Origin of the sequence: Rhizobium leguminosarum (genome assembly GCF_002953715.1) — a bacterium.
GTDB lineage: Bacteria > Pseudomonadota > Alphaproteobacteria > Rhizobiales > Rhizobiaceae > Rhizobium > Rhizobium leguminosarum_V.
In genome coordinates, this window is the sequence record NZ_CP025015.1 from 96,323 (window position 1) to 114,331 (window position 18,009).

General features: G+C 58.7%; 18 protein-coding genes and 2 pseudogenes. 6 read left to right on the forward strand and 14 right to left on the reverse strand.

Features of this window, described 5'->3' with window-relative positions; genetic code table 11:
- Positions 1 to 6 precede the first annotated feature (6 nt).
- From CUJ84_RS32660 to CUJ84_RS32670, 3 genes are all read left to right on the forward strand, one after another.
- Positions 7 to 1,074: a maleylacetate reductase gene (locus tag CUJ84_RS32660; protein ID WP_105009722.1), complete on the forward strand. Its 1,068-nt coding sequence runs from the start codon at positions 7 to 9 to the stop codon at positions 1,072 to 1,074.
- 103 nt (positions 1,075 to 1,177) lie between these two features.
- Positions 1,178 to 2,017 carry a dioxygenase gene (locus CUJ84_RS32665; RefSeq protein ID WP_105009723.1) on the forward strand — a complete coding sequence of 280 codons (840 nt, stop codon included), beginning with the start codon at positions 1,178 to 1,180 and terminating at the stop codon, positions 2,015 to 2,017.
- Positions 2,018 to 2,027: 10 nt separating this feature from the next.
- The gene (locus CUJ84_RS32670; RefSeq protein ID WP_245457644.1) at positions 2,028 to 2,360 is read left to right on the forward strand and encodes a hypothetical protein; all 333 of its coding nucleotides are present in this window, start codon (positions 2,028 to 2,030) and stop codon (positions 2,358 to 2,360) included.
- Positions 2,361 to 2,860: 500 nt separating this feature from the next.
- Here CUJ84_RS32670 and CUJ84_RS32675 read toward each other — a convergent pair whose 3' ends face one another.
- The 7 genes and pseudogenes from CUJ84_RS32675 to CUJ84_RS39005 form a co-directional block, all read right to left on the reverse strand.
- A complete protein-coding gene (locus tag CUJ84_RS32675; RefSeq protein WP_080642921.1) occupies positions 2,861 to 3,568 on the reverse strand; it encodes a helix-turn-helix transcriptional regulator in 708 nt (235 codons plus the stop codon).
- Positions 3,569 to 3,657: 89 nt separating this feature from the next.
- On the reverse strand, positions 3,658 to 4,119 hold the full coding sequence (locus tag CUJ84_RS32680) for a RidA family protein (protein WP_018484493.1): 462 nt from the start codon (positions 4,117 to 4,119) through the stop codon (positions 3,658 to 3,660).
- Between the two features lie 4 nt (positions 4,120 to 4,123).
- On the reverse strand, positions 4,124 to 5,212 hold the full coding sequence (locus tag CUJ84_RS32685) for an aminotransferase class V-fold PLP-dependent enzyme (RefSeq protein ID WP_105009725.1): 1,089 nt from the start codon (positions 5,210 to 5,212) through the stop codon (positions 4,124 to 4,126).
- A gap of 11 nt (positions 5,213 to 5,223) precedes the next feature.
- Entirely contained in the window at positions 5,224 to 6,336 is a 1,113-nt protein-coding gene (locus tag CUJ84_RS32690; RefSeq protein WP_105009726.1) for an amino acid ABC transporter permease, read from the reverse strand.
- Positions 6,333 to 7,478 carry an amino acid ABC transporter permease gene (locus CUJ84_RS32695; protein ID WP_105009727.1) on the reverse strand — a complete coding sequence of 382 codons (1,146 nt, stop codon included), beginning with the start codon at positions 7,476 to 7,478 and terminating at the stop codon, positions 6,333 to 6,335. The genes CUJ84_RS32690 and CUJ84_RS32695 overlap by 4 nt, the downstream gene beginning before the upstream one ends.
- A gap of 65 nt (positions 7,479 to 7,543) precedes the next feature.
- Complete coding sequence (locus CUJ84_RS32700; protein WP_018484489.1) at positions 7,544 to 8,569, reverse strand: amino acid ABC transporter substrate-binding protein; 1,026 nt, start codon at positions 8,567 to 8,569, stop codon at positions 7,544 to 7,546.
- Positions 8,570 to 8,694: 125 nt separating this feature from the next.
- Positions 8,695 to 8,877 (reverse strand): annotated as a pseudogene (locus tag CUJ84_RS39005) (PHP domain-containing protein); the annotation flags it as partial.
- Between CUJ84_RS39005 and CUJ84_RS39010 the strand changes: the two are divergent.
- Positions 8,877 to 9,086 (forward strand): annotated as a pseudogene (locus CUJ84_RS39010) (PHP domain-containing protein); the annotation flags it as partial. The pseudogenes CUJ84_RS39005 and CUJ84_RS39010 overlap by 1 nt on opposite strands.
- A 12-nt stretch (positions 9,087 to 9,098) precedes the next feature.
- On the opposite strand, the gene CUJ84_RS32715 reads toward CUJ84_RS39010, so the two are convergent.
- Complete coding sequence (locus CUJ84_RS32715) at positions 9,099 to 9,998, reverse strand: LysR family transcriptional regulator ArgP (protein ID WP_018484486.1); 900 nt, start codon at positions 9,996 to 9,998, stop codon at positions 9,099 to 9,101.
- 217 nt (positions 9,999 to 10,215) lie between these two features.
- Between CUJ84_RS32715 and CUJ84_RS32720 the strand changes: the two genes are divergently transcribed.
- Both CUJ84_RS32720 and CUJ84_RS32725 read left to right on the forward strand, forming a co-directional pair.
- Positions 10,216 to 10,851, forward strand: a complete 636-nt coding sequence (locus CUJ84_RS32720) for a LysE family translocator (RefSeq protein ID WP_105009728.1) — start codon at positions 10,216 to 10,218, stop codon at positions 10,849 to 10,851.
- A gap of 14 nt (positions 10,852 to 10,865) precedes the next feature.
- Positions 10,866 to 11,765: a dihydrodipicolinate synthase family protein gene (locus CUJ84_RS32725; protein WP_105009729.1), complete on the forward strand. Its 900-nt coding sequence runs from the start codon at positions 10,866 to 10,868 to the stop codon at positions 11,763 to 11,765.
- A 127-nt stretch (positions 11,766 to 11,892) separates the two neighbouring features.
- Here the strand turns inward: CUJ84_RS32725 and CUJ84_RS32730 are convergent, their stop codons facing one another.
- The 6 genes from CUJ84_RS32730 to CUJ84_RS32755 are packed head-to-tail and all read right to left on the reverse strand — an operon-like array spanning position 11,893 to position 17,978.
- Positions 11,893 to 12,336 (reverse strand): Lrp/AsnC family transcriptional regulator, encoded by a 444-nt coding sequence (locus CUJ84_RS32730; RefSeq protein WP_018484483.1) that lies wholly within the window; start codon positions 12,334 to 12,336, stop codon positions 11,893 to 11,895.
- Positions 12,333 to 13,142: a phosphotransferase gene (locus CUJ84_RS32735; RefSeq protein WP_105009730.1), complete on the reverse strand. Its 810-nt coding sequence runs from the start codon at positions 13,140 to 13,142 to the stop codon at positions 12,333 to 12,335. Before CUJ84_RS32735 ends, CUJ84_RS32730 begins: the two co-directional genes overlap by 4 nt.
- 12 nt (positions 13,143 to 13,154) lie before the next feature.
- Positions 13,155 to 14,582, reverse strand: coding sequence for an aspartate ammonia-lyase (locus CUJ84_RS32740; protein WP_105009731.1), 1,428 nt, complete (start codon positions 14,580 to 14,582; stop codon positions 13,155 to 13,157).
- Complete coding sequence (dapA, locus tag CUJ84_RS32745) at positions 14,582 to 15,460, reverse strand: 4-hydroxy-tetrahydrodipicolinate synthase (protein WP_105009732.1); 879 nt, start codon at positions 15,458 to 15,460, stop codon at positions 14,582 to 14,584. Before dapA ends, CUJ84_RS32740 begins: the two co-directional genes overlap by 1 nt.
- Before the next feature lie 41 nt (positions 15,461 to 15,501).
- Positions 15,502 to 16,920, reverse strand: a complete 1,419-nt coding sequence (locus CUJ84_RS32750) for an aldehyde dehydrogenase family protein (RefSeq protein ID WP_199788884.1) — start codon at positions 16,918 to 16,920, stop codon at positions 15,502 to 15,504.
- The gene (locus CUJ84_RS32755) at positions 16,917 to 17,978 is read right to left on the reverse strand and encodes a homoserine dehydrogenase (protein WP_105009733.1); all 1,062 of its coding nucleotides are present in this window, start codon (positions 17,976 to 17,978) and stop codon (positions 16,917 to 16,919) included. The genes CUJ84_RS32750 and CUJ84_RS32755 overlap by 4 nt, the downstream gene beginning before the upstream one ends.
- Positions 17,979 to 18,009 lie beyond the last annotated feature (31 nt).

Below are 18,009 nucleotides of genomic sequence, written 5' to 3' on the forward strand. Positions count from 1 at the left end.
AAGACCATGCGCGAGCCGTTTATCTACAAAGGCACTATTCCTCGCATCGTGTTCGGTGTGGGGGCGATCTCTCAGGTGGCCGAAGAATTGCGTGGCCTTGGTCGGCATAAGGCCCTTGTCCTGTCGACACCGTTCCAGGAAAAGGACGCGCAAAGGCTTGTCGAACAGTTGGGATCCGTCTGTGTGGGGGTCTTCAGCGGTGCCATGATGCACACGCCCGTCGACGTGACGATCGAAGCGCTTCGGGTCTTTGCTGACGCCGGTGCGGACTGCGTCATTTCCTTGGGCGGAGGTTCAACGATCGGGCTGGGCAAGGCCATCGCCTACCGGACTGATACGCCCCAGTTAGTCATCGCCACAACCTATGCCGGATCGGAAGTGACCCCGATCCTCGGGCAGACAGAAAACGGCATCAAGACCACTGTGCGTGATGCATCAATTCTGCCCGAAACAGTGATCTACGATCCGGAACTGACTTACAACCTGCCTGTCAAAATGACAGTTAGCAGCGGCCTCAACGCCATGGCCCATGCCGTGGAAGGGCTGTACGCCCAGGATCGCAACCCGGTGTCCTCAATGATGGCGATGGAGGGCGTCGCAGCACTGCACAAGGCACTGCCTGCCATTATCGGCGCCCCCCACGATCCAACGGCCCGCACCGACGCGCTTTACGGCTCCTGGCTGTGTGGCGTCGTTTTAGGTGCTGTCGGAATGGCACTGCATCACAAAATCTGCCACACACTGGGCGGCAGCTTCGACCTGCCGCATTCGGAAACGCATGCCATCCTTCTTCCTCATACAGTAGCGTATACAGAGGCGGCGGTGCCGCACCTGCTTGCACCTGTTGCCGCCTTTATGGGGACTGATCGTGCCTCGACAGGGCTTTACGATTTCGCGCTCGGCATAGGCGCCCCGACCAGGCTCCAAGATTTCGGACTGGCCGCCGAGGATCTGGACAAAGCCACAGATATTGCCATGCGAAACCCTTACTGGAACCCCCGGCCTCTGGAAGCTACGGCAATCCGAGAGATGCTTCAGATGGCATGGGAAGGGGCGAGGCCGGCTTCGTCGTGAACCCGGAGGCCAGAGTGATCCACATCAGGAACCAGGTCCGCGCCTTTTTAGCAGGTAGGCTTCGGGATGAAGGCAAGCCAATTCTCACTCGAAAGGAACAGGTATGACAAATTATTTCACCGAAGGAGCCTCCGTCGAGGCGGTAAACGGGCGCATGGCCTCCGACATTGATCCTCGCGTGAGGGAGGTCATGACCTTGCTTGTGAAGCATCTGCATGCCTTCATCAAGGAAGCGAAGGTTTCGCAACAGGAATGGGAAACCGCAATTCGGTTTCTGACGGAGACCGGCAAGATTTGTTCGCAAGAACGGCAGGAATTTATCCTGCTATCCGACACGCTAGGCGTATCCATGTTGGTGGATGCGATCAACAACCGCAGGCAACCGGGCGCAACGGAAAACACCGTGCTTGGACCGTTCCATGTCGCCGGGGCTCCCCGTCTTGCGATGGGCGATCGCATCACGCTTGACGGGAAGGGCGAGAGCTGTGTCTTCGAAGGCACTGTGGTCGATCTGGACGGACATCCGATCGAGGGTGCAATCATCGATGTTTGGTCAGACAATGCCGAAGGCTTTTACGATGTGCAGCAACCTGACATCCAGCCTAAATGGAACAACCGCGGAACCTTCGTGACCGGCTCCGACGGACGCTACAGCTTCGTCGGAATCAAGCCCGTCTCATACCCCATTCCCGCAGATGGGCCTGTGGGCCAGATGCTGAAGCATCTTGGCCGGCATCCCTATCGGCCTGCACATATGCACTACATCGTCGCGGCCGCCGGCTTCCAGAAACTGGTAACCCATACGTTCGTCGGCGACGATAACTATCTTTCATCCGACGCCGTCTTCGGTGTCAAAGCCAAGTTGATCGCGCCGTATGAGCGTGTGCTCGGCGGTGAAACCGTCTGGCGTTCGCCATTCGATTTTGTCCTTAACCCACCGTGAGGCGGCCGAGATGCCAAATATGAAGATTTACGTGGATCGATCACTGCCAGAGCAGTCTCATCTGAAGATTGAGGCCGCTCTGGTGCCGCTGAGCAAATTGTTATGCGAAAGGCTGGACGTCAACATCGACGCCTGCCAGTTTGCTGTCATTCCAGTCTACGCGATGGCAAACCTTCCGGCGGTGAACCTCGAGCTTTTCCTCCTGCCGAAAGCAGAACGGACGCGTCAGAAACTCATGGATCTTGCCAGGGAAATCCAGCAATTGGTCGGGGACGCTGCGATCACACAAGTTGCCGTTCGGATTTCCCAGCTCGACCCTGCGACGTTCATCGCCTTGAAGTGACTCGCTGGTCGGGGACTGTGCTTCGCAGGGTCGATTCCTGTCAAGGCGTGAGGTTCGAAGACGGTCGAGCAAGTTGGATGAGCGCTACTAGCCATGTGAAAACCGGCCTCCGCGACCCTTCTGCGAGAAACGGGCGCGAAGGCGCTACGTGAATGCGGTCGTAAGCGCGTGTTGTTCCCGCGCAGATCAGGCTCTCAGGTTATTTGGTTGATGGCACCCCTTCTGCGATGCGGGCCGTGGAGGAGCGCCATACCCAGCATTGGCCCGGCTCGCGGGATTGCGCTCACGGCTCACAGAGACAATATCTGGGCTGTGACGCCGTGATCGGCTGACGGCGGGCACTTCGGCGATCTGGTCCGCCGGCATTCCCCGGGCAAGGGCACTGAGATGGAGCCCGGAGGCCGACGGCACACTCCGCAAAATCGTTGTCGTGGGCGGCCGCAACGATCTGGGGCCGTTTCGGTAGATTACGTTCAGCGTGAGCCAACGCTCGCCTCGACCTATTTGGAGGCGGACTTGATCTGCTCGAGATAGCTATAGACAGTGAACCTCGAAATCCCGAGGCTGGCGGCGGCGACGTCGACGCTGGAGCGGATCATGAACAGGCCGCGAAGGCTCATGTTGCGGACCGCTTCCATCTTGTCTTCCTTCTGCATCTGGCCGACGGTCTTGCCCGTGGCCTTGATGCTGGTGTCGATGATCTCGGTAACGATCTCCTCGACCGAAAGCGCGCCGCCCTCGCCAGGATCATCCGCCTGCTGCTGTTCGTTGGCGAGTTCCAGAATCAACGCTTTGAGTTCTCGCATCTTACTTCGATCTGCATTCACGCAGATGGCAGCATAGGCCGTGCCTTCGTTGTCTCTCAAAAGGATGCTCGTGGATTCGAGTTCCAGCCCAGTCCGCGTCCTGGTCTTGTAACCATCGACGATCGTCCGAGGTTCATTGACTTCATTCATATCGCCGGCGATCAGCTTCTTCAGGCCCACATCGCCGAAGGGGCCGCTGATGATGGAACTGCCGACGGTCCGGCCGCTCAGCTTGCCATTGGCGATAGCGACAATGGACTCCTCGGGCTTGGCGAGATCATGCAGTACGATCTCGGTATTTGGCCCGAAACATTTGGCAAGACCGGCGACGACACTTGCCAGCGCATCGATCACGAGTCTGCGTTCAGCGTCGGTAGAAGGCCGCATACGTTCAACTGCCATTGAATTCGATCTTCTCCGCGATAAGTCACAAATCTGTCTAGCAAGCTCTTGACTGCGTGCGACGGCAATTCAGTGGGCACGCGGCACGGTCACAGCTTTACTTCTACCACCATCTCGATTTCGACGGGAACGCCGAAGGGAAGCGTATTCGTACCGACCGCGGCACGGGCATGCCGACCGGTCTCGCCGAAGATCTCGACCAGCAATTCCGACGCACCATTGATGACCAGGTGTTGGTCCTCGAAATCGTCGGTGGAATTGACATAGCCATTGAGTTTTACGATCTGCGTGACCCTGTCGAGATCGCCGATCTCGCGATTGATAACTGCGAGCCCATTGACAATGGACATTCGCGCCGCTTCCATACCCTCCGCGACAGTGAATTCCCGGCCAAGCTTGCCGCGCATCACCGCTTTGCCGCCGGCAATCGGCCCCTGCCCGGCAATGAAAACCAGGTTTCCGGAGCGACGGGACGGAACGTAGGATGCCAGTGCTCCGAATTCATCCGGCAGCGTGATCCCGAGTTCAGCAAGTCGTGCTGCGACGGACATGAATTCAATTCCTTTCCAATTTTTTGAGACGATCGATGAACGCGTCGATATCGGCTTCGTCATTATAGAAGTGCGGGGATGCCCGGACATTGGTGCCTCGGGCGGCCACGCTCACGCCCTCCGCATTCATTGCCTCGACCAGACGACCGGCATCCCCGGAACGAAAGCTCACGATCGGAGCCGATCCGGCCGGGCTCACGAGCGGAACGCCGAGTGCTGCTAGTCCATCGGCCAGCCGCCTGCAGAGCGATCGATTGCGGCGGAAGATGTTGTCCCAGCCTAAACCCTCAAGATAGGCCAGTCCGAAATCGAGCGTGGTGAGCCCGGGATAGTTGGAATGGCTGTATTGCAGTTCCCTAGACGGTGCGGGGTTCGAGTATCCCCGAAATACCGGCTCCAGCGATTGCCTGAATCGCAGGCTGGTGACCGAGATCGCTAGGCCAAAGCCGGAGAGTAGCCATTTGAATGTCGATGCCGCGTAAACATCTGCAAACCGCGCCGATACAGGCACGGCGCCGAGGCCGTGAATCCCGTCCACCACGAGAAACGCCCTCTTGGCCTGGCAGACCTCGAAGAGGACCTGCAGATCGACTTCGGTTCCGGTTTCCCAATGGACATGTGACACGAGCACGACGCCGCCACGCTTGATCGAGGTGGCCAGCGCCGCTGTCCGATTGGTCTCCGAATCCACCGCGACGGTCACGAGTTCGGCGCCGCGCCCGCTTAGCGTATTGGCCACGGCGAGCACCGTGGGAAATTCGTCCTGGCAGACGACGACCTGATCGTTGGCGCGGACAGGCACGGACCATGCGACGAGGTTCAGGACTTCTGAAGTGCTCGACGCGAAGCCGATATCCTGGCTTTCCACTCCCATGAGCCGCGCGAGTTTCGCTTTCACGCTACCAGCCACGCTCTGCCATTCCTCGGCGGCGTCGTAGCCACGGCTGAACATGCCGTCGAGCTTGCGCCCGACAGCCTCGCCGATATTAAGGGGCATGATGCCGGTCGCAGCGGTGTTGAGGTAGACCCGCTGGCGGAGGTAGGGGAAAGTCGACCTCACCGCGTCAATATCAAGCATTGTCGTTTCATCCATGCCAAATGCTCTTATCTGTCCCGACGAAGCCGCTTTTCCAGCCCGGAGCCGAAGCGCGCCATCGAGAAGCAGAAAGCGAAATAGATGGCGCCCACGAAAATATAGGCCTCGGCGCCGAAGCCTTGCCATGCGGGTTCGGCGATTGCGCGCTTGCCCGCATTGAGGAGATCGAAGATGCCAATGATCATAACGAGCGACGTGCTCTTGAACAGGCCGATGCAGAGGCTGATGATCGGCGGCAGGACGAGCGTGAGCGCCTGCGGCATGACGACGAAATACATCGTCTTCCAGTATCCCAGACCGAGCGATTGGGCGGCCTCGGATTGTCCCGCTGGCACGGCCTGCAATCCGCCGCGGATCGTCTCCGACAGATAGGCGCCCATGAAGAGGACGATGCCGAGTTGGGCGCGCAACAGCTTGGAGAAGTTCATCCCGTCGGGAAGGAAAAGCGGAAACATGACGCTGGCCATGAACAGCACGCTGATTAGTGGTATGCCGCGGATCAGCTCGACATAAATGACGCACATCGTCCTGACGGTCGGATTGGCCGAGGAGCGCCCCAGCGCCACGACGACCGCAAGGGGCAATGCGAGCGCGATGCCGAAGGTCGCGAGCATGAGTGTGACCGGTAGCCCGCCCCATTGATCCTCGGGGACATAGGCAAGGCCCATGACCCCGCCATACATCAGGACGAAGACGGTCGCCAAACCGGCGACCCAGAGCATGACAAGCGTCCATCCCCACAGTCGACGGTCGGCGGAGAGTGGATAAAGCGAGATGAAAATCAGAACGCTCAGCGCCGGCCGCCATTGTTCGGCATGCGGATAGAGGCCGAACAGGATGAACCGGTACTTCTCACGGATCAACGCCCAGCACGCTCCGGCATCGGCGGAGCGGCAGGCCTGCGTATCAAGAGACGGCGCCGACCAGACCGCACGGAACACGGCCCAGTCCAGGAACAACCACGCAAGCTTGCCCAGCACCAAGAGCATAATCAAGGTAATCGCTGTCGATAGCCAGGAACTGAAAAGGTGCCGTCTCAGCCAGCCGGCAACGCCGCGGTCGGACGGATCTACTGGCCTTGGTAGAGCGGACTTCTCGACGGTCACGATAAAATGGCTCATCGAGTCACCAGGGCGACGGAGCGGTTATACCAGTTCATCAGCGCGCTGACGGCGAGGCTGATCGTCAGGAAGGCCAGGATGATGATGGTGACCCCTTCCACCGCCTGCCCGGTATCGCTGATCATCGAATTCACGATGGCGAAAAGATCGGGATAGCCAACCGCCACGGCAAGCGAGCTGTTCTTGATCACGCCGAGATATTCGCTGCTCAGCGGCGGAATGATAATCCTGAGCGCCTGCGGCATGATGACCTTGCGCAGCGTGACGATCGGGCCAAGGCCGAGCGCCATTGCAGCCTCGCGCTGGCCGGAGGGAACGCCGAGAATGCCAGCCCGAACGATCTCGGCGACGAAGGCGGAGGTATAGACCGAGAGGCCGATCACCAGCGCCGACAATTCCGGCGTCAATGTTGCGCCGCCCCGGAAATTGAGTCCTTTCAGGACCGGCACATCGGGCACGGTGACTTGCCCTGACAGCAAGACCGCGGCGACCGGCAGGCAGATGGCGAGGATCAGGAATATGGGAAGGGACAGCAATCGACCGAACCGTATCTTGCCCTTGCGCTGCAGCCCTGCTGCGAAGATGAAGGCGATGATGACGACCAGAAGCGTCAACCCGGCGATGCCGACCGCTGTCCCGTCTCCAACCGAGGGATAGCGTATGCCTCGGTTGGAAATGAAGAACCCGTCCGCGAGCTTGAAGGCAGCGCGCGGCGCCGGCAGTTGCAGGATCAGCTGGTACCAGAAGACGAGCTGCAGCAGCACCGGAACATTACGCACGGCCTCGACATAGGCACCGCAGGATTTCGCTAGCAGCAGATTGGGCGACAGACGCGCGATGCCAAAGAAGGTTCCGACGGCGGTGGACACGATGATCACGGCAGCTGAGACGGTCAGCGTGTTCAGAAGCCCGATCAGCAGCGCACGGGCATAAGTGTGCACGCCCGGCGTGAACTCGATCCAGCTGTTGGCGATCGGCATGCTGACAATGCGCCAGAGGAAGGCGAACCCGGTCGACACCCCTCGGGACTCGAGGTTCCCAAGCGTTGTCGCGACTAGGAACCAACCAATACCCCCGACCGCCAGGATCAGGAGCATTTGGACGACGATCGAACTGACTACGTCACGGCTTGCGTATTTCATGTCGCCAGCTTCGGTGGATCGGGAGAAGACGGTGGCACGGCGAAGGCCGCGCCACCCATTCGGCTTCAACGGAATGGCGGGGAGTACTGCAGACCGCCCTTGGTCCAGACATCGTTCATGCCGCGGTCGACGCCCACGATGTTGCGATCCCAGACCTCACCGAAATTGCCGACCTGCTTGATGATCTTCTGGGTGAAGTCGTTCGACAGGCCGAGGGTCTGGCCGAGTTCGCCCTCTAGGCCGAGGAAGCGGCGGACGGCGGGATTTTCCGATGCAAGCGACTTGTCGAGATTCTTGCTGTCGATACCCAGCACTTCAGCATTCACCATCGCGTAATGCGTCCAGCGAACGATGTCGAACCAGCGCTCGTCACCCTTGCGCACGACGCCCCCCAAAGGCTCCGCAGTGATGCGTTCTGGCAGGATGAGCAGGTCGTTTCCAGCTTCGCCACGCGCTGCCTTCGAAGCCGCGAGGTCCGAGGCATCCGAGACGTAGGCATCGCAGCGGTCGGCGAGCAGCGCCTTGCGAGCCTCCTCGCCTTCCGAGAAAAGGACGGGCGTGTAGGTCATTTTGTGAAGCGAGAAATATTCCTGAACCGAAAGTTCGGTCGTGCCGCCGGTCAGCATGCAGAGGCTGCCGCCATCGAGTCCCGAGGCATCGGCGATGCCGAGCGACTTCTTCACCATGAAGCCGATGCCATCGTAGTAATAGATATTGGGGAATTGCAGACCGAGCTGGCTTTCCCGGGTCATCGTCCACGTGACATTCGCATAGACCACGTCGACCTCACCGGACTGGAGTGCAGTGAAACGCTGTTGCGGCGTAAGCACGACCCATTTGACCTTCTCGGCATCGCCGAGCGTGGCCGCGGCGACCGCTCTGCACTGATCGGCATCAATGCCGCGCATCACGCCCTGGCTGTCGGGCAACGAGAATCCCGGGCTAACGCCGATGACGCCACAGGACAACTGACCCCGCACCTTGACGGCGTCGAGCGTCTTCGATGTCAGCGGTACCGTTTCCTGCGCCTTCGCCATGCCGGCGCTGGCCATGAAGGCCGCGGCCACGAAGCCCATGATCGAGAACTTCATATTCACTCCCCCTCCGGATGAGGTCTTCAAACACTTATTGGATATCAACATAATGTTTTGATTGCAACAGAATGTTGATATTGGTGCTGTTGCCACTGAACATCCGACCACGGCAATGTCGTGCACCGCTCCCTCTCGAAACCGACGTGATCGATCGTGGTTCTGGTGCGAATACAGGTGACGACGTCCCGCAGCTGACGGCGAGACGGTTCGTGGAAAAGAACGTCATTCGTCACAACGGTCTTCACCTTGAAGTGTGTGGCCATGTTCGACAACTCGTGTAGCCGCATCTGGTCGTTCGGCCGCCGGTCATGCGGATAGATTCCTCAAGCCGCCCGAGGAGATGCAGCGGCTGTTTCCCCGTTACCCGGACGCATTGGCCCGGACGATGGAAATCGCCGATCGCTGCCAGTTCTCGCTCGAGGAACTGACCTACCAATATCCTGAGGAGGCAATCGTCCCAGGCAAGGACGCGCAAAGCTCTCTCGAGCATTATGTCTGGGAATGCGCGCCTAACGTTGAGCTCTGTTCAATCGACGAGGTGCTGCTTGGCGGCTGCCATGACAAGGTCGGTGAGCGTCGCAAACCGTTCTGCAGCAAGTTTGTTGACCTGCCAGAAAAGTGAGACGTCGAGAGCCTTATTAGGGATTAGCTCCACCAGCCTTCCCTTCTGTAGATGAGGGCGGGCAAGATGCTCCGGGTTCATGCCCCACCCCATGCCTTCGACGCTTGCGTCAATGAAAGCCTGTGTCGAGGGGAGAAAATGCGTCGGACAAGCAATCTCTTCACCGAGTATCTGGGCAATCCAACGGTCCTGAAGCTTGTCTTTCTGGTTGAACGTTAGGGCCGGTGCAGTCCGCAACGCCTCGGCGCTAACGCCTCCTGAAAAATGGCGTTCTACAAACTCCGGGCTTGCCGTAGCACGGTAACGCAGCGAACCGAGGGCGGTGCGCCGGCATCCAGGAACCAGCCTTTCGCTGCCTGTCACAGCTGCAATCACCCGCCCGCGCTCTAACCAATCCGCCGTGTCGCCCTCGTCATCAATAACAACGTCCAGGAGATAATTTGAAGACTTGGCGAATGCCGAAAGGGCCCCGAGAAACCAAGTTGCGAGACTATCGGCATTTGTTGCGAGGTGCACAGTCACCCGTTCAATGAACTCGGTGGCCGGCGCGAGCGACGGTAGGTGCTCGTAGAGGTCTCGTTCAAGCAGCCCAACATTTTCCAAGTGCCTACATACCCACTGACCCTGCTCCGTAGCAACGCACGGATTTCCTCTGACGACCAGCGCGATCCCCATTCGCTCTTCGAGGTTTTTGACGCGCTGCGAAATTGCGGATGGTGTGACGTTGAGCGTGCCTGCCGCTTTTTCAAAACTTCCAGTCTGCACGACGGCCGCCAAGGCCCGCAATGCGGAGTAGTCGAGCATGTAAGTTTGCCTTAAGAGAGGTAAGTTTCTTTAATTAGCCTAAGCCTCAGCTTTTTGATAGTGGCTGATCGAACGGCTTGCATTTCCTAACTCAATCGCGGGGCTCTGATTGACGATAGCAATTGCGCGGTCTTCGGATTGTCCATCGAAATCAGAATGGTCGCCCCAATTGGCGGTTGCGCATCGGTCGGACCCTGGATCAACAAAGGACATGCGCATGGGCCCGGAGTTTCAGCACCTTCTTCTCGTTTACACAGCCTATGTGATAGCGGCTGGAAGTCCCGGTCCAAGCAACATGCGCATCATGGGCGTGGCGATGGACCAAGGACGGCGCGCAGCGCTCGTGCTGGCTGCCGGTGTCGTAAGCGGCTCGATCTTCTGGGGCGCGATGGCTGCCACCGGAATCTCCGCAATCCTGACCCGGTATGCCGAAGCCCTGATTATCCTGAAAATCTTCGGCGGGCTCTATCTTCTATACCTGGCGTTCAGGGCAGCCAAAGCCGCCCTCACCGCTGGCGAAAAACCGGTCGAGACAGCAGGAACGAACACCCCCGAGACGACTTCGTCACTCTACCGACGCGGCTTGCTGATGCATCTGACCAACCCGAAATCAATTCTCGCCTGGATCGCCCTGGTGGCGCTTGGCCTTGGCCCGGGTGCGTCCTCCTACACCGTGGCAGCAATCCTCTTTGGATGTGCTGTCCTGAGCGTAACGATCTTTTGTGGTTATGCTATTGTCTTTTCAACAGCGCCTATGGTGCGCTTCTACAGCCGGGCTCGCTGCTGGATCGAGGGGACGCTTGCGATCTTCTTCGGCGTAGCCGGCATCCGTCTCCTGCTTTCCCGCACATAACCAAGGCAACATTCATGTCTCTCTTCGAAGGCCTATCTGCTTTTCCAATTACTCCGGCCGACGCGTCCGGGCGCGTTGATCCAGCCGTGCTTGCGGCGCTCTTGCAGCGCATAGTTGATGCGGGTGCTGACTCCATAGGCCTTCTCGGAAGCACGGGCGCCTATGCCTTCCTGACGCGCGATGAGCGCAGGCGTGCCGTTGAAACAGCTGTCAAAACCGTCGGTGGGCGAATTCCGGTAATCGTCGGTGTTGGTGCGCTTCGCACTGACGAGGCGCAGGCTCTGGCACGCGATGCGAAGGGGGCGGGGGCAGATGGCCTTCTTCTGGCGCCCGTCTCGTATGTTCCGCTGAAGGATGACGAGGTATTTGAGCATTTCGCAGCCGTCACCGAGAGTGGCGGTCTTCCGCTTTGCATCTACAACAATCCGAGCACGACCAGGTTTACGTTCAGCAGCGCACTGATCGCCAGGCTCGCCACAGTTCCAAACATCGCCGCGATCAAGATGCCGTTGCCGGCGAACGAGGACTTCAAGACCGAACTTGCAGATCTGCGCGGCAAGTCGCCGACGGGGTTTTCGATCGGATATAGCGGTGACTGGGGAGCTTCCTCCGCTTTGCTTGCTGGCGCCGATGCCTGGTATAGCGTCGTCGCGGGGGTGCTTCCCGCTGAAGCGCTCGCGCTTGCGACGGCGGCGCGGGCCGGCAATGCCGAGGAGGTCGAGAGATTGGAAAAAGCGTTCGAGCCCCTCTGGTCGTTGTTCAAGCGGTTTGGCAGTTTCAGAGTGATGTACAGGCTCGTGGCGCTTCTTGGCATCGGAGATTTCGAGCCGCCGCGGCCAGTGAGGCCGATACCGGACTCCGCAGTACCGGATGTTGTACATGCTCTCAACCATTTGCGGGCTGCCTTTACGTGAGGCTCCGGGCAATCGTCGATGTCTTCCAGTCCGCCGATCCACGCTTGTATTCGCTGCATCGCTCCGTGATGGCTAGGAGCACTGGAGCTACAGTGCTGTCCAACATGATGAGTTCGGGACCGACAGCTCACTTCCGAATGACAGAGGAGAGTGCAAATGCCGTGAGGGTATCCCTTACGCCGGGAAGCGCTGAAATTTGTTGCCAGATTTGGCGTATGCGATCGGCTTCCACGGATTCGACCCGTACCAGCAGATCAAAATCGCCCGTCATCACATCGCAAGCGACGACCTCCGGAATTTTCCGCAAAGCGTGAATGACCTCGCCGCCCCTCATTCGGTCCTGGCGGTAGACAAACATCAATGCGGTGGTGATGGGACTGTCGTTCCCGCCTTCGCCAGTGACAATTGTATAGCCCTTGATAAAGCCTTCGCGTTCAAGCCGTTCTATTCGAACGCGAACAGCATTGCGCGACAAATTGACCTGACCGGACAGCTCGGCATGAGAAGCACGCCCGTTCGATTTCAAGGCGCATAGGATTTGTTCATCGACGCGGTCGAGAAGATACTTCATGCCGGGGAGGGCTCCGTTTTCCCGACAACTGCACCAAATCTCACAGATTCAAAGGCGCGAATCGCAGCATCAAGGAGGTAAGTCTTGTCGTTTGCACGGGCATAGCGACTGGCGGCGGACGCCAGGACAAAGGCGGGAAGAGCCGCTGTCTCTGCCTCAGTTAGCAGCCTCACACTTTCATAGCCGGCCAGAATGGCCCGAGCTTTTTGTTCCTCCAACGCTCCGCTCGGCAGGCTCGTCCAGCCAACAAGCACGTCCGCAATCTCGGAAATCAGCACGTCATCGTGCCGAAGCCGAAAGTTGATAACCCCACTGACGTCTTCTCCAAGGAAGAAGATGTTGGAAGGTATCAAGGCTCCATGCAGAGGACCGGCCGGCAGCTCATTTAGAGAACGCTTTTTGCCTCCTTGCAGGGTCATGTGGATCCGCGCCATGAGGCTGCCAAGGCTTTTACACTTTCCTGGCGTTGGATCGTTTGTCGACGAACCTGATACGAAACTCACGACGGCAACGAGACGGCCGGCCGCCCGGAAGGTCGCATCGCCATCAATCGTGCGCGTTGGTTTCGGGCAGGGAATACCGCTGTTGTTCAGCGTCTCCATCGTTGCGAACGCCCTCTCGAGATCCAGCGGCTCGGCGCCGTTTTCGAACAGTGTGACGATGAACTCACCCTCCGCCGTCCGGAAAAGATAGGTTGTTTCCCTGTCGCCGTCGGCAATACCGATCACCGATGACAGGGAGGTCATGCCATAGGCCGCCGCGATCGAGTTTCGGTCCTCGTCGGATATTTCCGTGAAAACGGCCATTCTTTCCTCCGTTCAACCGCGCATAATCTTCGAAACATTGGCAAATTCCGCGGCGTCTCCAAAAATCTGATGAGCCTGACTTTCGGTCAGAACGCTTTCTTCTTCGACGACATCTCGCAAGTTTCTCTTCTCGACCAGCGCCTTCTTGGAGAGGTATGCCGCTTTGCTGTATCCGATCAGCGTCGCCAATGGCGTGGCAAGAACGAGAGATTGGTCGAGCAACGCCTTGCAACGATCGACGTCGACTTCGATGCCATCGATGCAGCGTTCCTTCAAGACCACCATGCCTCTGGTCAGCATGCGCATCGATTGAAGGATGTTCAAAACGATGACGGGTTCCATGGCATTCAGCTGTAGCTGGCCGGCACTTGCGGCGAGCGTCACCGTCAGATCATTGCCGATGACCTGAAAGCTGATCTGGTTCATCATCTCCGGGATGACGGGATTGACCTTGCCAGGCATGATGGACGAGCCGGCTTGAACAGGCGGCAAGCGGATCTCACCCAGACCGCCGCGGGGTCCACTGCTCAGGAGCCGGAGGTCATTGCAGATCTTGCTCAGTTTAACCGCAATTCGCTTGAGCACGCCTGAAAAGGAGACGAAACCGCCTGTGTCCGATGTCGCTTCGATGAAGTTGCGGGCAGGGATTAACGGATAGCCAGATATTCGGGACAGGTGACCGCAGGCCAACTGCGCGAAGCCTGAGGGTACGTTGATTGCCGTGCCGATCGCCGAGCCGCCGAGGTTTATCTCTTTGAGAAGCTTAGAGGCGTACTGGACCTGGACGATATCCTCGTCAATGAGTTCAGCGAAGGCTTCAAATTCCTGCCCCGCGGTCATCGGCACGGCATCTTGCAACTGTGTCCGACCGACCTTTAGAGCGCTTGCATATTGCATGGCCTTGCCGCGAAAGGCGTCGCGAAGCGCGACCTCAGCTGCGATAAGCCCTTCGCATGCTCGCAAGATCGTCAGCCGGATAGCTGTTGGGTAGACGTCGTTCGTCGACTGGGACAGATTGACGTCGTCATTTGGGTGCAGCCTCGAATACTCACCGACGTCGGCGCCCATCTTCAAGAGAGCGAGGTTTGTCAGAACCTCGTTCACGTTCATGTTGGTCGAGGTGCCGGCCCCTCCCTGCATCATGTCGACGGGAAAGTTCTCATCGATATCATTGAGCGCGATGAGTTCGTCGGATGCTTGAGAGATGGCTTCGGCCTTTTCCGCAGAAAGAAGCCCGAGCTCCATGTTGGCGAGAGCAGTAGCCTTTTTCACCATCGCCATCGACTGGATGAGCTCAGGAAAATCCCTCAGGCGCAGGCCCGATACGTCGAAATTCTGCTCCGCGCGCCGTGTATGGACGCCGTAAAGGACGTGTCGAGGAATAGCGAGCGGCCCGATAAGATCTGACTCGATACGCTCAGCAAGCTTTGTCCTGTCCATCAAATCAGGATCCCCGCATGGCGCATGGCGCTATCGATCTCTTCTTGAACGGAAGGACTGATCGTAACGAGGGGCAGCCGCAGATCCCCACGTATGCGACCGAGACGCTGCAAGGCATATTTCGGCCCAGCAGGGTTGGTTTCGAGAAAAAGCGCCCGGTGCAGGGGCATCAGACGGTCCTGAAGCTTCAAGGCAGCGGCGAAGTCGCCGTTCAGGCAGGCCTGCTGGAAGTCAGCGCAGAGGCCGGGTGCGACATTCGCGGTCACCGAGATGCAACCATGTCCGCCATGCGCCATGTAGCCGAGCGCCGTGCCGTCTTCACCGGTCAGGAGATTGAACGAGTGCCCGCAGGCCATACGCTCGAGGGACGGGCGCAACAGGTTGCCGGTTGCATCCTTGACGCCCTTCACGTTGGGGCAGTCTTCAAATATGCGAGCCAACGTTTCGACCTGAATATCGATGACGCTGCGGCCGGGGATATTGTAGACGATGATCGGAACAGTGGATGCAGCATCGATCGCCTTGAAATGCTGGTAGATCCCTTCCTGGGTCGGCTTGTTGTAATAGGGCGCGACAATCAGCACACCGTCGGCGCGGGCGTCCTGCGCATGGCGAACGAAGTCGATTGCTTCCGCCGTGCTGTTTGATCCGGCGCCCGCGATGACGGGCACACGGCCCTTGGCGGCCGCGATCGTGATCTCGACCACCTGCTTATGCTCGGAATGGCTCAGCGTCGGACTTTCCCCCGTTGTCCCGCATGGAACGAGACCGAAGGATCCTTCTTCGATCTGCCACTCGACGAGGTCGCGCAATGCAACCTCATCGACACGACCATCAGCAAAAGGCGTGACAAGCGCGGTAATAGAACCCTTGAACATTTTTACTCCTGAGTTGCCGATGGATTTGAGCCGGCCTGGCGTTACGTCTTCAGCCGGTTGATGCACACGACTTTCGGCTGGGTCATGTCCTCATAGGCAAACCGGACGCCCTCGCGGCCCATGCTGCCATATTTGAAACCGCCAAACGGCATTGCATCGAAGCGATAGTCGGAGGAGTCGTTGATCATGACGCCTCCAGCCTCGAGCTTGCTTGCAGCCTCAAGCGCCCCTTCCAGGTCGTTTGTAAAAATGCCGGCGTGAAGGCTGTATTCGGGGCTGTTTGCCAGATCGATCGCATCCGCCAGCCCATCGAAGGGTTGAAGAATGACGATTGGCGCGAACACTTCCTCGCCCCAGGCGTCACAGGAGGCTGGAACATTCTCCAGGACCGTCGGCGGATAGAGGTTGCCAGTCGGCTTATGGCCCCAAAGCAATGTCGCACCGGCAGCGAGCGCCCGTTCGACCATTGCGGCCGCTCTTTCGACCGCCTTTTGTGAGATCATCGGGCCGACATCAGTGTCGGCTTCCAAAGGATTGCCGGTCTTCAGCTTCCTGGTTTCTGCGACGAACGTCGCCTTGAATTGCTCATAGATCGGCCGCTGGATCAAAATTCGCTGCGTGCCAATACAGTTCTGACCGGCCGCCCAGTAGGCTCCAGATACGCAGGCCTCGACGGCGGCATCGAAGTTGCAATTCTCCATGACGATGACAGGAGCATTGCCGCCAAGGTCCATGGCAAGCTTCTTGAGGCCTGCTGTTTTGGCAATCGCCTCGCCGGTGGCAAAGCCACCGGTGAAGGAGATCATGCGAACGTCTCTCGCTGCAACCAGAGCCTTTCCAAGCTCAGGGCCGCCAATCGCAATCGTTATGATTTCCTCGGGTAGACCGCATTCGACCAGGACCTCGACGAGCTTGATGGCAGAGAGAGGGGTAAGTTCGGACGGCTTCAAAAGCACTGCATTGCCGCCGGCAATTGCCGGACCAAGCTTGTGGGCAACAAGGTTGAGCGGGTCGTTGTAGGGCGTGATGGCGGCAATGATGCCTAGCGGTTCTCTCGTGTACCAACCTTGGCGAGACTCCGAGCCTGCGTAGGCGTCGAACGGGATGACTTCGCCCGCATTGCGTTTGGCCTCGTCCGCAGACAGCTTGAGCGTATTGACGCACCGGGTTGTCTCTTTGCGGGCCTGCGTAATCGTCTTGCCCGCCTCCTTGACGATGAGAAGCGCGAAGTCCTCGCGCGCGGCTTCGATGGCCGCAGCGGCCTTTTCAAGGATCACCGCTCGCTTGTGACGCGGCAGCGTTCGGGCAATCTGCGCCCCGCGCCTTGCCCGCTCCAGAGCCACGTTCACGCTTGTAGCACAGGTTTCCACGACCGTTCCGACCATCGTACCGTCGAACGGGCTGGTAACAGCAATTTCTGCAGGAGCGTTCGTTTGGGTGAGTGCAAGGTTGTGCATCATGCAGCCTCCTTAACGATGGCCGAGGCGCCGGCGGAATGAATGGCGACGATATCGGAAAGAAGCGCATAGGCGGTTTCGATGCGGCCGGCGCCAGGTCCGGTGATCGTCACGGCGCCCAGCAGTTCGGTGTCGAGCGACACCGCATTGGTGGCACCATTGACGCCTGCGAGGGGATGATCGAGGCTAATCCGCCTCGGTGCAACACTGCCGGTCACGCTGCCATCGTCATTGTGGACAGCCGATCCAACTAGCTTCCAGCGGCTGTTTGCCTGTGCTGCATCCTCGATGTCGGAAGGTGAAAGACCGGAGATACCCTTGCAGCTTACATCCTCGGGCTTGAGATTTGCACCAAGCAGTTCGTTTGCCAGGATGACGACCTTCAGACGCACGTCGAAACCTTCGACATCGGCGGTGGGATCGGCCTCGGCATAGCCGAGTTCTTGGGCTTCCTTCACAGCGGATGCGAAATCCAAACCCGCTTCCATGCGACCGAGGACGAAGTTGGATGTGCCGTTCAAAATTCCTTCGAAGCCCTTCAATTCGGCGCCGGCAAGCGTCTTCTCAGCCATGCGAATGACCGGAGTACCGCTCATCACGGCGCCCTCGTACTCGAAGCGTACACCGTTGGCCTTTGCCAGCGCCTTGAGCGCCTGGGCCTCAATGGCGACCGGGCCCTTGTTGGTGGTAACCACGTGTTTGCCAGTCTCAAGCGCCCAGCGGCAATGCGAGACAGCAGGTTCGCCGTCCTTGGGATTGGTGAACGTTGCCTCGACGACAATGTCTGCGGGTGCGGTCTTGATAATGGTCTCGTTGTCGGCTTCGGCACTTCCCCCGGAAAGCTGTCCAAAGCCGCCCTTTTCGAACTTCGCCTCGACCAGGGTCCTCGCATCAAGACCGTTCGGCGAAATCACGGAGCCAAGATAGAGATCGCTCACGGCGACGATATTCAGGCGGAATCCAAGATCGCGCTCCCAGAGCTGGTTCTTGGCGGCAATGAGTTCGGCCAGGGCGCGATTGACGCCGCCAAACCCGATGAGAGCGATATTGTAAACTGTCATAACGATCCTCCAGTGAAGTCTATGCGGGTAG